We start from the raw sequence: 13,974 nt of genomic DNA on the forward strand, positions 1-13,974 counted from the left end.
AACGATGCAGTCAAGAACTGCGGCCTCGGGCCCGTCCGCGCCCGAGGCCGCGTCCACGCACGGGCGCAGGTGTTCCTTGCGCTGTGCCTCCGAGTGGTCGTCGCGATCACCAACGACGAACGAGGAGACAACCCTGGCCGCGAGATGCTCTCAGCATGAGACGGATTCTATGACACGCTCACCTCCATGCTAGCTAGAAGACCAATATCTATCACTCCACATTAGCTTTTATGTTCGTTCAAAGTGATAGTTAATCTCCACCTACATTTTGAGTGAGGGTCTATCACTCCGGCCGGTTCGCTCGTCGCGTCCGTTTTCGGTGACTTCGCTCCGCTCGTCACGGCGTTTCACTCGTTTCGCTCGTGAAACCGTCGCAGAAGCGGGCCGGGAGGGATTTGAACCACGGTCGTTCCGCTCACTTCGTTCGCTTCACTCCCTGATTCAAACCCTCCGGCCGGTTCGCTCGCCGATTCGCGTCGCTCATCGGCTCGCTGCACGGGCCGGGAGGGATTTGAACCCCCGACTGTCTGATTAAGAGTCAGATGCTCTCCCTAACTGAGCTACCGGCCCTGACGATTCGGCGTTACCCCGGCCCAGTCAAATACGTTTCCTTTGAAGTCGTGCCCGTCCGCACGCGGCGGGCGATCGGGGGCGGAACGAACTACAGGAATAAAGTAGCCCCACGACTGACCGGAGGTAATGAGCACGGGCATCACGATGGCTTCGATGTCCACGTATGCGATCCTCGGCTGTGGCAGCGTCGGTTACGCCGTCGCCGAGGAACTCGCCGACGAGGGCAAAGACGTTCTCATCATCGACGCCGACGACGGCCGGGTTGAGGCGCTACGTGACCAGGACCTGAACGCGAAGACCGCGGACATCGCGGACGAGGAGGTTCCCGAGGCGGTCGAAGACCGCGACGTGGTGTTGATCCTCTCGACCGACATCGAGGCGAACCAGGCCGCGGTCGAACGCATCCGCGACCGCGGCGACGACCAGTTCGTCGTCGCACGGGCCTCCGATCCAGTGACCGCCGACGAACTCCGGGAGGCGGGCGCGGACGCCGTCATCAACCCCTCGCAGGTGATCGCCGACGCCGCGCTCCGGGCGCTCGAAACCGGCGAACTCGAACACAAGGCGGGCCAGCTCGCGGACGTCATCGACGCCACCGAGTCGAAGCTCGCGATCCTCGCCCACGACAACCCGGGCCCGGACTCGATCGCCAGCGCGGTCGCACTCCGCGCGATCGCCGAAGCTCGCGGGATCGAGGCGGACATCCTCTACGACGGAGAGATCGGCCACCAGGAGGATCGGGCGTTCGTCAATCTGATCGGGGTCGAACTCCTCGCGCGCGACGAAGTCGACTTCGAGGGGTACGACACGCTCGCGCTGGTCGATCACGCCCGCTCGATGGAGCGCGAGATCGAACGGCCGGTCGACGTCCTGATCGATCACAACGAGCCCGACGGCGACTACGAGGCGGCGTTTACGGATGTGCGCTCGAACGTCTCCTCGACCTCGACGATCCTTACAAAGTACGTTCAAGAGTTCGATCTCGGGCTCGACGACACCGTCGCGACCGCGCTGCTGTACGGCATCCGCGCCGAGACCTTGGACTTCAAGCGCGATACGACGCCTGCCGATCTGACCGCGGCCTCGTATCTCTACCCCTTCGCCGATCACGACACCTTAGAACAGGTCGAGTCGCCGTCGATGAGCCCCGAGACGCTCGACGTGCTCGCCGAGGCCATCCGGAATCGGGAGGTCAGGGGCTCACATCTCGTCTCGAACGCGGGGTTCATCCACGACCGCGACGCGCTCAGCCAGGCCGCCCAGCATCTCCTGAATCTGGAGGGTGTCACCACGACCGCGGTGTTCGCCATCGACGACGAGCGCATCACCCTTTCGGCGCGCTCGAAGGACATTCGACTCAACATCCGGAACATTCTGGAAGACGCCTTCGAGGACATCGGCGAGGCCGTGGGCCATTCGACCGACGCAACCGTCACGATCCCGCTCGGCATCTTCACCGGAATCGAGACCAGCGACGACAACCGCGAGACGCTGCTCAAGCTCACCGAGGAAGCAGTCCGGAGAAAGCTGTTCACCGCGATGGGCGTCGACGAGAACGGAAGTTAGGCCGTCGCTTCCGTCTCGCCCTCGCTTTCGCGTTCGCGGAGGCGCTCGATGACGTCGTTGACGAGGACGACATCGCCGACCGAGCGCACCCACCGGAACGGTACGATGACGCCGCCGGCGTTGCGCGCGCGCCCGCCGAGCACTTCGCGGTTCAGCCCGCCAACCGCGATTCCCGTGACGACCTCGTGATCGAGATCGATACGGACGTCTTCGACCTCACCGACGAACACACCGTTGTTCGAATACACCTCGCGGCCGACGAGCGAGCCGATCTCCGCTGGCGTCGCATCCATACCCGGCCATACGCCGACGGGGACTTAACTGTTGGCGGACTGGATGTGACAGCAGTCGTCCGATCGAAGTTCTGAGCGACAGAGCCCCATCGGTATCGAACGTTTCGATACGCTCGTACTGCCCGCTGGACCCCTGGGAGGCCGATTCGAACGAGGAGCGAACTCATGTGCCCCCAGTGTCGTCTTCCGGTTTCAGACGAACCCTCGTGGGGTTGAAACGTCGAGAGCTACGTCCCACATGCCCAGGCATCGTATAACCAGCAGTGCTATCGAAACGGACTGTATTCACCGTTGATGTCCCATTCGTGAACACAGTAGACGCGACCGACCGCATCGCCGTCGATCATCCACGTCGCCGCGCCCTCGTTCCAGGCTTCCTGTCGGCCACACTGTACACACTCGCGTTCGCGTGGTGGCACGAGATCAGCACTCATGCGCTCCCGTACGACACGATAGCTCTTAACCACTCGGTCGGACCATCCGCCGGCGCTGGTCGCGACTCCCATCGGGAGTGCGAAGATCCGCAGTGTCGTGTCCAACCGGATGTGGATTGGATACTCGACAACCGTTTTCGGTTTGCCTGTCGAGAGACGAACATCGTTGTCGGTGTTCTATGATGTATGTATATGTTTAGAGAGTTTGTAGGGTATTGGTATGTTATAGCATAACACTTTAATCGGTCGGTGTCGTCGAAGCTACATGGTCAGGACCGACCCGTATAGCCCGGAGGAATCGTACTACGAGTGCATGGACTGTCACAACCGGGTCGCCGCCGACGAAGGTGGTGGGCTGTGTTCGGAGTGTGGCGGTCCGCTCCAGAACCTCGCGGTCTCGCGCGAGTAATCAGAAGTCAGGGAGGTCGTCGGGTGCGTCGTAGTCGGCCTCCCAGTCGATGTACTCGCTTTTCAGCACGTCACAGACGGTCTGGCCGAGTTCGGTCAGGCCGGCGTTGATCGACGATACCCGCTGCCACGAGTCGAGTTCGGAGTGGAGGTCGCGTTCCTTCCAGTCCTCAGGGAGACCGGGCGCGTGATACCCGACCCTGTCGGCGAAGTCGTCCCAGAAGAAGTCGAAACGAGTGAGGAGTTCGAGATCGCGGACGATGGCGAACTCGGTCTCGGTCACGTCGGTGTCGGCCCGCCACGCCGCGAACGCCTCCTCCCACGCGCCCTCGGCGAGAAAGTCGCCGAGTTCCTCGCGGCGATACTCGTCGCCGCCCACCTCGGCGTCGTCGTAGTCGTCGGCGTCGACGCCGGTGGCGAGTTCGGGCGGGGCTGGCGTCTCGACGTCGAGGCTCATATCGGGGCGTGGCGAGCGCCGCGGATAAGCGTTCCTCGCTACAGCCGCCGAACGCACGTTCGTCGAACGACCACCGAACGCGGACGCCGGCGGAATCCAGCAGGCTCATTCCGATCGTAGCCGAACGGCCGCCATGACCGACTTGATAGAGACGCACATCGAGAACCGCGTCATGGTTCAGCCGAACCACGCCAACAACCTCCAGACCGCCCACGGTGGTCACGTTCTGAAGTGGATGGACGAAGTGGGCGCGATGAGCGCGATGCGCTTCGCGGGCAGCTCGTGTGTCACCGCACGGATCAACCAGGTCGACTTCGAGCGCCCGATCCAGGTCGGCGATACGTCACTCATCAAATCGTACGTCTACCGCGCCGGGCGGACGAGCGTGCGGGTCAGGCTGCAGGTCTACCGGGAAAACCTTCGGAACGGAAAGCAGCAGAAAGCGACCGAATCGTACTTCGTATACGTCGCCATCGACGACGACCGTGAGCCCACGACCGTCCCCGAACTCGATGTCAGCTCCGACAGAGGCGAACGGCTACGAGAGGAAGCGCTCGCCGGCGAAGGCCAGTAAGCGACCACTGCGCACGCTCCGCAGCTATCGAACACGGATCGGCCGAAAGACACTACGACGGTGGTCGCTCCGATCGACACCGACACCACCAACCAGCCCGAACAGTCGAACACTTCGACGGAGAATCCGACGGGGAAGAACGACCTCGACGGGTTCATCGCAGACGGCACCACTGGTGTAGTCGCGGAGTAGCCGACATCGAGAAAGGTGTTCTCGGCCACCAGTCGTCACGTCGGCGATCGCCGCGTGGTTCGCTACTCGTGGATCGTAAACTGGAGACGCTCTCGCTCGCTCCGATAGTAGCGTTCGGTCAACTGGTCTTGGGTTTCGAACGTCTTCGGAACGTACCGTCCGCTCACGCTCACCGTCATCGGCGACGTATCGAACGGGTATGGCTCGATCCGCACCGCCATCTCGTCGGTCGGGACGACGTGTAGCTCCGTCTGACTGTCCTCGGTCCCGTCGGTGATCGGCACAGGACCGAGTGTCGTCTCGGGTAGTGGGGTGTTCTCACAGAGATACAGCGAAAGACGGTCGTAGATTTCGAGCAGGAGGTAGTTGTGCCACGTTCGACAGTGCCCCGAATACGCACCCGTCTCGTGGATCTCCTCCAGAAAGGCCAGATCGTCGGCAGAGACGTATCGTGAAAAGCGGTCGTCGTCGTTCAACTGCCCCACGACCTCCTTTTGGAGCTGTTCTTGCTCCGCGATGAAGTCGGCATACACCGGGTCATCGTGCATGTCCGGGATGTCGCAACGAGCGCCATACCCCTGCCTTCTGAGTCCGGTGCCGTGAAGCGAGACGAGGAGACCGGCGTAGGTGTCGATCGCCACCGTGTTTTCGACACCGGAGCGATAGACCGTCGTCCATTCCTCGCCGGGGTACTCACGAAACCCGAGCGGTCTTGCCCCATCAGGGTGGATCGACGGTGCGAGGTCGTACTGTCGCCATCCGCGGTCGTGGTCCTCCGCAGCGATGATCATCGAGTGGTCGGGGGCTGGACGCTCGAACCGCTCGTTTCCCCAGTGGCGGGCGATCTGGCCGGTGAGATGGGCATGATCCGGCTGTGGGACGAGCCGAAAGCGATCGGCGTCCTCTGCGACGATCATTCGTTTCGGTTCGCGCGGGCGGCGCATGAGAGTTCTGCCATCGCAGTGACCGGCACGGAATCGCGCTCGCCGGCAACGGCGAACCGACGGCGAACATCGATCCCGACAGGGGTAAGAAACCGGGGTTCGTGGGTTCGTCAATGAGCGATCCAGCGACGACCGCGGACGCTGATTCCGGGTCCGGCCCCGCCGCTGGAGCCGGGCCGGGCAGCGTCCGGGTCGTCGGCACTGCCCACGTCTCGGCCGACAGCGTCGACGAGGTCGAGCGCACCATCGCCGACGAGCGGCCCGATATCGTGGCGGTCGAACTCGACGAGGGGCGCTACCGCCAGATGAAAGGCGAAGAGCCCGATGATCTCGACGCGGGCGACCTCCTCCGTGGAAACACCGTCTTCCAGTTCCTCGCATACTGGCTGCTCTCCTATGTGCAGACCAGACTCGGCGACGAGTTCGACATCAAACCCGGAGCGGACATGCTCGCGGCGATCGAGACCGCCGAAGACCTCGGCCTCGGGATCGCGCTCGTCGATCGCGACATCCAGATCACCGTACAGCGCTTCTGGACCCGGATGACCGGGATCGAGAAACTCCGGATGCTGTCGAGCCTCCCGCTGGCGTTCGCCCCGCCGTCGGCGGTCGCGCTCGGACTCGGCCTTTCGGTGGGGGCGATCGTCGGCTTTCCGCTGGAGGCGCTGTTCGGCCCGCTCGTCATTCCATCCGGGCTCGCGCTGCCCGGGCTCGTCGTCTCGGCGGTCGATTTCCTCCTGGTCGGGAGTTTGGTCGGTCTCGGCGTCGCACTGCTCTTCGTCGCCGTCCTCGCGCTGACCGCTCCCGCGGAGGACGAACGGGAGGAGCTGGCGATGGAGGACCTGACCGACGCTGACGTCGTCGGCGCGATGTTGGAGGAGTTTCGAGCCTTTTCGCCGGGCGGCGCGGAGGCGCTGATCGACGAGCGCGACGCGTTCATCGCCCACCGGCTCGTGGAACTCCGCGAGGCGGGCCATCGGGTGGTCGCGGTGGTCGGCGCGGGCCACCAAAACGGCATCGAGCGCTATCTCGACGATCCGGAGCTCCTGCCGCCTCGATCGGAGCTCGTCGGCCGGGAGTCAGGCCGGCGGTTCTCTCCCTACAAGATCGTCGGCTACCTGTTCACGCTCGGCTTTCTCGCCTTCTTCGTCCTGCTCGCGATGGCTGGCGCGCGCAACGAGTTCCTCCTCCAACTGTTCGGCGCGTGGTTCCTCATCAACGGCGTCTTTGCGGCCGCACTCGCCCGCGTCGCGGGCGCACACTGGACCAGCGCGAGCGTCGGAGGGCTGGTCGCGTGGCTCACCAGCGTGAACCCGCTGCTCGCACCGGGCTGGTTCGCAGGCTACGTCGAACTCCGCTATCTGGACGTGAACATCGGCGACATCGGGAGGTTGAACGAGATCCTCGGCGACGAGGAGGCCCCGATCCCCGAACTCCTCGATCGGCTCCAGGAGGTCGCCCTCTTCCGACTGATCGCGGTGGTCGCGCTGACCAACGTCGGAAGCATCGTCGCGAGTTTCCTCTTCCTCTCGGTCGTGCTCCCCTACTTCTCCGCCAGCGTCGACATCACCCAATTGATGCTCGAGGGCGCGCGAAACAGCGCCGATCTCATCTGGGAGACAGTGACGTGATACTGTCGGACAGAACGGTCTCGAAAACGACGCTGGAATATCCAGTTGCTGTCCGGCGTCTTCGGCCGTTCGATATTCGCGTGTTTCTGTCCGACAGTATGAGCCGGAGGGGTTCCGCGTGAGGTTCGCCCGACGAGAGCTGATCGACCTCGCGATCGCGTGGATCGCGCTCGGGTTCGCGTTCGCGCTCTTCTTCGATCCGCAGGCCGGGCGGATCATCAGAGTCGGGCTCGCCACCGGACGCCCGCGGACGCTCGTCTCACCGGTGATCGTCGACGCGTTCGCGCTCAGCATGCTCACGGCGGGGATCGGCTTTCTGCTCCACGAGCTCGCCCACAAGATCGTCGCCCAGCGCTTCGGCCAGATCGCCCACTTCCGCGCCGACTACGGGATGTTGTTCATCGCGGTCGCGAGCGCGTTCGCGGGCTTTCTGTTCGCCGCTCCCGGCGCGGTCTATCACCGCGGGCGGATCACCGAACGACAGAACGGCCTGATCGCGCTCGCCGGCCCAGTGACGAACCTCGTGCTCGCGGCCGCGTTCGCACCGCTCGCGCTCCTTTCGGGCGGATTTCTCGGCGACATCGGCGCGTTCGGCGTCGGGATCAATCTTCTCCTGGCAGGGTTCAACATGCTCCCGTTCGGTCCGCTCGACGGCCGAAAGGTGCTCTCGTGGAGCGTCGTCGTCTTCGTGATCGCGTTCGTCGTGAGTGCGGGCTCGGCGGTGTTCGTCCTCTTCCGGTTCGGTCTCGGCTCGCTCGGGCTGTAGGCCAAATCTCATACCCACCGCCGTCGCTCGGACGACCACGACGGACGATCACCCGGAACGGAAACCGACCACAGAGTGGCCATCGGTGGGCTTTTGTCCGCGCTCCGCGCCGCTTCCGCCATGACCGACGAATCCGACGAGTCGCCCACGGACGCCGACGACGAGGAACTCACCTACGCCGAAACGGGCGTCGACATCGCGGCGAGCGAGGCCGCGACCGCGGCGCTCGTCGGGGCGGTGGGAGACGACGGCGACGCCGAAGGCGACTACGCCGGCCTCGTCGATCTCGGCGACCAGTATCTCGCCTTGGCGACCGACGGCGTCGGCACCAAGCTCCTCGTCGCCGACGCGATGGACGATTACTCCACGGTCGGGATCGACTGTATCGCGATGAACGCGAACGACCTCGTGGCTGCCGGGGTCGAGCCGGTGGCGTTCGTCGATTACCTCGCGGTCGACGAGCCCGACGACGCGACCGCCGCGGCAATCGGCGAGGGGCTCGCGGCCGGGGCCGAGCAGGCGGACATCGCCCTCGTCGGCGGCGAGACCGCGGTGATGCCCGAGGTCGTTCGAGGTCTCGACATCGCGGGGACGTGCGCTGGCCTCGCGGAAGAGAGGGATCTCTTCGACGGAGCAGCGGTCGGTGACGCGCTCGTCGGCTTTCCGTCCTCGGGGATCCACTCGAACGGGCTGACGCTCGCGCGCGAGGCCGCCACCCGCACGGGCGAGTACGACGACCCGTTCCCGCCCGATCCCGATCGAACGGTGGGCGAGGTGTTGCTGGAGCCGACCAAAATCTACGCCGATCTGCTCGACCCGCTTCACGACCACGCGGCCCACGCCGCCGCCCACGTCACTGGCGGCGGCTGGACGAACCTCTCGCGGATGGGGGCGTTCCACTACGAGATCACCGATCCGCTTCCCGTTCCAGATGTTTTCTCGTTCGTGGCGGACGCGGGCAACGTCACCGACGAGGAGCTGTACCGGACGTTCAACATGGGAATGGGATTCGTCGCGGCGCTCGATCCAGACGACGCCGACGCGCTCGCGGCGGCGACCGACGGTCAGGTGATCGGCCACGTCGAGGAAGGGTCCGGCGTCGCCGTTCGCGATCTCGCACTCGACTGAGTGGCGTTTCAATCTTCAGGTTGTGAGTGTATCGCGTCCTGAATTGATAGTGAAAACAGCGTTCTGACGGAAATGGCGGATAGATAGAGAGAATCTATTTCGCACGGTCGCCGCTAACTCACCAAACTGTCGTCAGAAGTGATGTTCTGAACCCAGAGTGTGTATCCTACATAACCCGCAGGGAAATGTATTCAGCCTGCTTCGTCCTTGGTCTTAGCCCTATTTTCGCCCTCACTACCATCTTCACCATCCCTTTCACCTTCGTCGTCATTGCCGCGTACTCGGTTCAGACTTCTCCTTGGGAGGGTTTTCAAACCCGTTATCCAGTTCCACATACCACCTAATAGCGATGGTTGCGAGTCTGTGCTGTCCGGTAAAGATTTCGTCGGTCATCCATCGACGGTCACCTCGGTTGCGAGCAAGTCGCCACCGCCCTCCGCTGGCGATGGCACCAACCGCTCGAATGCCTCGGCTGGCGTCTCCAGCGTGTCCCAGTCGAGGCTCATGTGCGGGCGCTCCTCGTTGTAGAAGGTGAGGAACTCATCCAGAGTTCCGAACCGCTGGCGGTGCTTCTCGTAGGTCTGGAAGAACCGTTCGATCTTCCCGTTCGACTGTGGTCGCCCGACCTTGCAGAGCGTGTGTTCGATGTCATTGTCGTGGAGAAAGCGTTCGAACTCGTGATCGAGCCATGGCCGATCATCCTGGCGGGGGTTGACGAATTCCGATCCGTGATCGGTGATGACCTCCAAGATCGGGATCGGACTGTCGAACTCCTCGTCAACGCTTTCGAGGAGTTCGACGGCCTGGCTCGCCGAACTACCGTCAGTCTCGATCATGTCGAAGACGCGCCGCGAGGCGTCGTCTTCGACCGCCAGCACCTGCTGTCCGCGGTCGTTGTGGTACCAGTCCAGATGGACCGTCACCGCCGCATTCTCGCGTTCGAAACGAACCCACGGCCGCTTGCGGCCCTGCTTGGTTGGATTCTCACTCACGTGGTCGTGCTCCTGAAGAATCTCGTGGACGCGGTTATTGGCGATCGAGAGGCCGTCTCTGACGCGGAGTACATGGGCGATGACGACTGCGCCAGCGCGGAGGCGCTGGCGTAGGTCGAGTACCCGTTCTTCGAGGTCGTCAGGATACTCTGCGTAGGGTCTGCGTCCGGGTGTTTCCAACTGTGGGATCTCACCGCTCTCACGGTACGCTTTGGCGAGTTGCTGGACTCGCCGCCGAGTGATCCCGAATTGCTCAGCAACCAACCCAGTATCCATGCCGTGGTCACCAACACGCTGACAGATTCGGGTGGCGTCATCCTGAGCAAGTTTCATCTCACCTGGTTGATCGTCGGGCAGATAGCGCCGACGAAATCTTTGGCGGACACTACACGATGGTTGCGAGTCTGATTCACGCATAACCAACCTGTCAATGTCATCTTCAAGAAAGAGCATGCTCTCACCACCAACTTGTACGTAGTCTTCTTTGTCTGGGTCGTACCACTGCGGGTCGAAAATCCTGAGCTCTTTCGGCCGATCTGCCCTACTCCATTCCTGGACGAGTCCCTCGTATAACTGGTCGTCAGAGGTCTTTACCCTGACCGAGTGCGTATCACGAACAAAATTTGCCCACGGCTGCCGTGGATTTACTGTGATATTGAGTCTGCTTTGCAGACGCCGTCGAACCCGTTCAGGAACCTCAAGAAGCACAAATACTGTACCGAGCATTCCTATGAATAGAGATAGCAATAGCACGTAGAATATATACTCAACCCGAATACCGGGTTCGAAGAGCAATCCGGGTAGCTCGTTGTAAGACTGAATTGAAACATTGAACAACTGATAGATGTAGACTGCAATTGCATCAATGACGACGCTAAGCACCAAACTCCAAATGAGAAGTGTGAAACGTGAATGTTCGCGTTCGATAGAAGCTAAGTTGATGATCGTCGCTACGGCAACGAACCCTGGAGCAATCAGAACTGCATAGAAGATTGCTGTACTCGCTAGACTGGGCATCAACTACAATCTACGATTCGTTCGAATTGCCGGAACTGTCGCCTGACTCGTTGCTTCCCGAGCTGTGGTCTGACGAACTTCCAGAATCGCCAGAAACGCTGGTCGGGATAGCCTCACTATCGGCAGAAGGGGGATTTTCGCGTCTTTGTGGGCGTTTGCTCTGGCTCTTCTCCACGTCCGCCTTGGTTTTGGAGCCTTCAATTTCCTCACTCTGGTTCTTCGATCCGGCGTTCCGCCGTCCCACCGCCTCGTATTGTCCATCCACGTTTTTTTGAGCACTAAGTGCCTCTTGAGTGGAATCCTCGCCGCCCTTTCCGTTACTGTCTGAGTTGCCGCTTGATTCCGAGTTTGAGCTTGATTCATCAGCCATGCTACTGACATGGCTCCCTGTGAATAAATACGTTCGTACGGTAGAGTGAAAGTGAATACCCGAGAGCGTTTACGACGGTTAAATTTCTCCCCGATCAACTGTATTATCTAATTCCTGTCGCTTAAATACGTTAAACTCGATCGATTGCCATGTCACGCCGAACTCGACAGACGCTTCACTCGCCAGTCGGAGTGGGCAGCGCGCGGAGCGCCATCGGCGGCACGAGGAAGTTCCCGCGGTGTTCGACGAAGATATACTCCAGAATGCCGTTGTTGACCCGCTGGCGGACCGCTGGCGTCGCTTCTGTGAGGTCCGCACCGTTCATGGCTTTCCGTACTTCCTCGAACGCCCCGATCCCTCGCTGGAGCGTCGGGAAATGGAGGCTGGCGATGTCGTCGTCGGTCGACTCGAAGTGCCGGCGCAGCAGCCGGACGTTGCCGTCGGGATCGCGGTTCGCACGCGCGTTCTTCTGGGCGTGACCGACGCGACCGAACTCGCGGGCGGCCTCGTCGATGGTGTCGATCATCGCGGGGGTGAGTCCGTTGTCGGCTCCCAAACTACTCCCGACGCCCTCGACGAGACCCTCTTCGGCGTGGGCCGGCGAAAACATCTCCATCACGCGCTCGTCGAAGTCCTGCTCGCCGTACCAGTCGTCGAGGCGCTGGCGGAGATTTGCAACGTGTTTGGTGGTGCCGCCCGCGAAGGGGCCCTCGCTCAGGGTGACGTAGTCCTCGCTCGCCTGGTTCTTCCGGAAGCCCGCCTGAAACCCCATGAACAGCGGCGATTTTTCGGGCACTGGTCCGGAGTCGGGAATGCCTTCGAGCTTTCCCTGGCGCTCGGCGGGCATCCCTGCACCGATGAACCCCGTCCGGCGCGCGCCGACCGAGAAGACGTCGGTGAGGCGGGTGTCGACGGTGACGCCGTTCGCGGTCTCGCGGTCGCCGGTGAGCGCCTCGTCGGCTTCGAGCACGACGTCCGCCCGATCGCTCGCGAGGTGGAGCAGGGCGTCCTGATCGTCGAGATCGGGCTGTTCGAACGCCGAGAGTCGGCGCGGTGGCGGGAGATCGAGGTCGTCGGGCAGTGACGACTCGAACCGATCGAAGTACGCCGGCGAGTACGCGATCGAGTGGATCAGTCCCTCGTGGGTCCGCTTGTAGGCCTCGTCCAGCGTCGAAAGCGCCGCCGAGACGGTGTTGCGGGCGTCCGCACCGGGCGGACCATCCGCATCCAGATTCAGGTAGAGCAGGATCTGGTGGCGCGGGAGGAGCGAATTTCCATGGTCGTCGAGCCGGATGCGGTCGCGCCACGCGTGCTGACGCGTCGGGAGCTGTTCGAGACTGGCGACGCCGCTCGGGACGGGTTCGTCGGGCTCGTTCCGAAAGCGGCCGAGACACGCCGTGAGCGCGCTCGCCCCGCCGAGCGCGACGGCGGCCTTGCCGAACTCGCGCCGCGAGAGGCTACGATCGGGGCTGGACGGCATCGCCCGAACTACGGGCCACAGCCAAAAGCCGGTTCTGGTACGGGCGTCGAACGCCCCCCAGTGCACCGACTCACCGCCGTCGTCTGCGGACCAGCGCGAGCGCCGCAGTCCCGGCGATCGCGAGTATGCCGACCACGAAACCGAATCCCGATCCTTCAGTTGCCGACGCCTCGCTCGTCCCGGCTGTGGAGCGGGTGCTCGTCGCTGTAGCCGTTGTCGTCGCGTCAGCTCCGGTGGTGTTGGCGGCCTTGCGGACGGTGAAGTCGCTGGCGACGGGCGCGCCATCGATCATCACGGGTGATCCGCGCTCCGCGACGGTGGCCCACAGCCCGAAGCGCGAGTCCTGATTGCGGTAGGACGACTGATCGAGAGTGACGGAGACGTTCTCGTGGACGCCAGCAGCGAGCGCGGTGCGGCCGACGACCGCGCCCGGCTCGCCGTCTCGATCGGTGCGTACGACGACCCAACCCTCGTGACCGAGCGCGACCCGTTCGATCGTCACCGAGCCGCTCGTTGGCTGGCTGCCGAACCCCGAGGCGACGACGCTCGCCGGGCCGGCCGCGCGCTTGTCGACGGCGAAGGACTGTTTCGCGCTGCCGCCGAAGGCCGGTACCGGCTCGTCGTCGGCCGGGTCGAACTCGCCGTCACCGTCGTCGAGATGGAGCACCGCCCATACGGTTCGGGACCCGTTCCACGCCTGCCACGTCTCGTCGCTGACGTTCACCGTGAGCCCGGTCTCGTAGCCGTATTCGGTCGGGGAGTGGCCGATCGGCTCGCCAGGCTCACCGCCGTCGTCGGCGTGGAGCACCAGGAAGCCGCCGGTCGCGGTGAACAGCGATTCGATCACGACCGTGCCGTTGTCGGCGTACTGTGCGTCCGCCGAGAGGTGCTGGCCGTGCGCACTCGCCGGCGTTGCCCCGATCACGAGAACGAGAACGCAACACAACCCAACGGCGAGCGCCCGACGCATGGACGCACGTTCGACGGGTGGCGTCAAAGGCGCGTCGCTGCCGGCCGCCGGCCGGTGCGGTTGCGGTGCGGCTGCGGTGGCGGGCCCGGTGTCTCGACGAGTACCGGAGCACGCTTCGCGCGTGGTTCGAGGGAGCGAAGCTCCCTCGTCATCACGAAAGGCGCGAAGCGCCTTTCGAA

General features: G+C 63.2%; 15 protein-coding genes, 1 tRNA gene and 1 pseudogene. 8 read left to right on the top strand and 9 right to left on the bottom strand.

What is annotated here, in order from left to right; all coding sequences use genetic code 11:
• Positions 1-159: pseudogene (locus PHA81_RS20250) on the top strand (IS5/IS1182 family transposase); the annotation flags it as partial.
• A gap of 337 nt (positions 160-496) precedes the next feature.
• Here the strand turns inward: PHA81_RS20250 and PHA81_RS20255 are convergent.
• A tRNA-Lys gene (locus tag PHA81_RS20255) sits at positions 497-570 on the bottom strand.
• Between the two features lie 129 nt (positions 571-699).
• Between PHA81_RS20255 and PHA81_RS20260 the strand changes: the two genes are divergently transcribed.
• Positions 700-2,139: a DHH family phosphoesterase gene (locus PHA81_RS20260; protein WP_005043180.1), complete on the top strand. Its 1,440-nt coding sequence runs from the start codon at positions 700-702 to the stop codon at positions 2,137-2,139.
• Here the strand turns inward: PHA81_RS20260 and PHA81_RS20265 are convergent.
• Both PHA81_RS20265 and PHA81_RS20270 read right to left on the bottom strand, forming a co-directional pair.
• Positions 2,136-2,432: a PRC-barrel domain-containing protein gene (locus PHA81_RS20265; RefSeq protein WP_005043181.1), complete on the bottom strand. Its 297-nt coding sequence runs from the start codon at positions 2,430-2,432 to the stop codon at positions 2,136-2,138. The genes PHA81_RS20260 and PHA81_RS20265 overlap by 4 nt on opposite strands.
• Before the next feature lie 266 nt (positions 2,433-2,698).
• Positions 2,699-2,866 (bottom strand): HEWD family protein, encoded by a 168-nt coding sequence (locus tag PHA81_RS20270; RefSeq protein ID WP_169317817.1) that lies wholly within the window; start codon positions 2,864-2,866, stop codon positions 2,699-2,701.
• A 265-nt stretch (positions 2,867-3,131) separates the two neighbouring features.
• On the opposite strand from PHA81_RS20270, the gene PHA81_RS20275 reads away from it, so the two are divergent.
• The gene (locus PHA81_RS20275; RefSeq protein WP_273838641.1) at positions 3,132-3,275 is read left to right on the top strand and encodes a rubrerythrin-like domain-containing protein; all 144 of its coding nucleotides are present in this window, start codon (positions 3,132-3,134) and stop codon (positions 3,273-3,275) included.
• On the opposite strand, the gene PHA81_RS20280 is transcribed toward PHA81_RS20275, so the two are convergent.
• Positions 3,276-3,731 (bottom strand): hypothetical protein, encoded by a 456-nt coding sequence (locus PHA81_RS20280; protein ID WP_005043184.1) that lies wholly within the window; start codon positions 3,729-3,731, stop codon positions 3,276-3,278.
• Positions 3,732-3,864: 133 nt separating this feature from the next.
• Here PHA81_RS20280 and PHA81_RS20285 point away from each other — a divergent pair, with 133 nt between their 5' ends.
• Together PHA81_RS20285 and PHA81_RS20290 are read left to right on the top strand one after the other, a co-directional pair.
• Positions 3,865-4,305 carry an acyl-CoA thioesterase gene (locus tag PHA81_RS20285; RefSeq protein ID WP_005043185.1) on the top strand — a complete coding sequence of 147 codons (441 nt, stop codon included), beginning with the start codon at positions 3,865-3,867 and terminating at the stop codon, positions 4,303-4,305.
• Between the two features lie 60 nt (positions 4,306-4,365).
• On the top strand, positions 4,366-4,497 hold the full coding sequence (locus PHA81_RS20290; RefSeq protein WP_273838643.1) for a hypothetical protein: 132 nt from the start codon (positions 4,366-4,368) through the stop codon (positions 4,495-4,497).
• A gap of 62 nt (positions 4,498-4,559) precedes the next feature.
• On the opposite strand, the gene PHA81_RS20295 is transcribed toward PHA81_RS20290, so the two are convergent.
• Positions 4,560-5,414, bottom strand: a complete 855-nt coding sequence (locus tag PHA81_RS20295) for a DUF3891 family protein (protein ID WP_005043186.1) — start codon at positions 5,412-5,414, stop codon at positions 4,560-4,562.
• A gap of 140 nt (positions 5,415-5,554) precedes the next feature.
• On the opposite strand from PHA81_RS20295, the gene PHA81_RS20300 reads away from it, so the two are divergent.
• The 3 genes from PHA81_RS20300 (at position 5,555) to purM (ending at position 8,966) form a co-directional block, all read left to right on the top strand.
• Positions 5,555-7,072, top strand: coding sequence for a TraB/GumN family protein (locus PHA81_RS20300; RefSeq protein WP_005043187.1), 1,518 nt, complete (start codon positions 5,555-5,557; stop codon positions 7,070-7,072).
• Positions 7,073-7,190: 118 nt separating this feature from the next.
• Positions 7,191-7,838 carry a hypothetical protein gene (locus PHA81_RS20305; protein WP_005043188.1) on the top strand — a complete coding sequence of 216 codons (648 nt, stop codon included), beginning with the start codon at positions 7,191-7,193 and terminating at the stop codon, positions 7,836-7,838.
• A gap of 120 nt (positions 7,839-7,958) precedes the next feature.
• A complete protein-coding gene (gene purM / locus PHA81_RS20310; RefSeq protein WP_005043189.1) occupies positions 7,959-8,966 on the top strand; it encodes a phosphoribosylformylglycinamidine cyclo-ligase in 1,008 nt (335 codons plus the stop codon).
• 389 nt (positions 8,967-9,355) lie between these two features.
• Here the strand turns inward: purM and PHA81_RS20315 are convergent, their stop codons facing one another.
• The 4 genes from PHA81_RS20315 to PHA81_RS20330 form a co-directional block, all read right to left on the bottom strand.
• Positions 9,356-10,291, bottom strand: a complete 936-nt coding sequence (locus PHA81_RS20315) for an integrase core domain-containing protein (protein ID WP_241430334.1) — start codon at positions 10,289-10,291, stop codon at positions 9,356-9,358.
• A 694-nt stretch (positions 10,292-10,985) separates the two neighbouring features.
• Positions 10,986-11,345 carry a hypothetical protein gene (locus PHA81_RS20320; protein ID WP_152424474.1) on the bottom strand — a complete coding sequence of 120 codons (360 nt, stop codon included), beginning with the start codon at positions 11,343-11,345 and terminating at the stop codon, positions 10,986-10,988.
• 175 nt (positions 11,346-11,520) lie between these two features.
• Positions 11,521-12,825, bottom strand: a complete 1,305-nt coding sequence (locus PHA81_RS20325; protein WP_005043193.1) for a hypothetical protein — start codon at positions 12,823-12,825, stop codon at positions 11,521-11,523.
• Between the two features lie 70 nt (positions 12,826-12,895).
• Positions 12,896-13,795 (bottom strand): hypothetical protein, encoded by a 900-nt coding sequence (locus tag PHA81_RS20330; RefSeq protein WP_005043194.1) that lies wholly within the window; start codon positions 13,793-13,795, stop codon positions 12,896-12,898.
• Positions 13,796-13,974: the final 179 nt, after the last annotated feature.

Source organism: Halococcus sp. PRR34, from assembly GCF_028617175.1.
In the GTDB taxonomy this organism is placed as follows: Archaea; Halobacteriota; Halobacteria; order Halobacteriales; family Halococcaceae; genus Halococcus; species Halococcus salifodinae.

What these genes read in the sequence shown, in the direction of transcription:
- PHA81_RS20300 (WP_005043187.1), top strand. Translation starts at nt 5,555, where the DNA reads ATGAGCGATCCAGCGACGACCGCGGACGCTGATTCCGGGTCCGGCCCC.
- PHA81_RS20325 (WP_005043193.1), bottom strand. Translation starts at nt 12,825, where the DNA reads ATGCCGTCCAGCCCCGATCGTAGCCTCTCGCGGCGCGAGTTCGGCAAG.
- PHA81_RS20320 (WP_152424474.1), bottom strand. Translation starts at nt 11,345, where the DNA reads ATGGCTGATGAATCAAGCTCAAACTCGGAATCAAGCGGCAACTCAGAC.
- PHA81_RS20265 (WP_005043181.1), bottom strand. Translation starts at nt 2,432, where the DNA reads ATGGATGCGACGCCAGCGGAGATCGGCTCGCTCGTCGGCCGCGAGGTG.
- PHA81_RS20330 (WP_005043194.1), bottom strand. Translation starts at nt 13,795, where the DNA reads ATGCGTCGGGCGCTCGCCGTTGGGTTGTGTTGCGTTCTCGTTCTCGTG.
- PHA81_RS20260 (WP_005043180.1), top strand. Translation starts at nt 700, where the DNA reads ATGAGCACGGGCATCACGATGGCTTCGATGTCCACGTATGCGATCCTC.
- PHA81_RS20275 (WP_273838641.1), top strand. Translation starts at nt 3,132, where the DNA reads ATGGTCAGGACCGACCCGTATAGCCCGGAGGAATCGTACTACGAGTGC.
- PHA81_RS20285 (WP_005043185.1), top strand. Translation starts at nt 3,865, where the DNA reads ATGACCGACTTGATAGAGACGCACATCGAGAACCGCGTCATGGTTCAG.
- PHA81_RS20295 (WP_005043186.1), bottom strand. Translation starts at nt 5,414, where the DNA reads ATGATCGTCGCAGAGGACGCCGATCGCTTTCGGCTCGTCCCACAGCCG.
- PHA81_RS20315 (WP_241430334.1), bottom strand. Translation starts at nt 10,291, where the DNA reads ATGAAACTTGCTCAGGATGACGCCACCCGAATCTGTCAGCGTGTTGGT.
- PHA81_RS20280 (WP_005043184.1), bottom strand. Translation starts at nt 3,731, where the DNA reads ATGAGCCTCGACGTCGAGACGCCAGCCCCGCCCGAACTCGCCACCGGC.
- PHA81_RS20270 (WP_169317817.1), bottom strand. Translation starts at nt 2,866, where the DNA reads ATGAGTGCTGATCTCGTGCCACCACGCGAACGCGAGTGTGTACAGTGT.
- purM (WP_005043189.1), top strand. Translation starts at nt 7,959, where the DNA reads ATGACCGACGAATCCGACGAGTCGCCCACGGACGCCGACGACGAGGAA.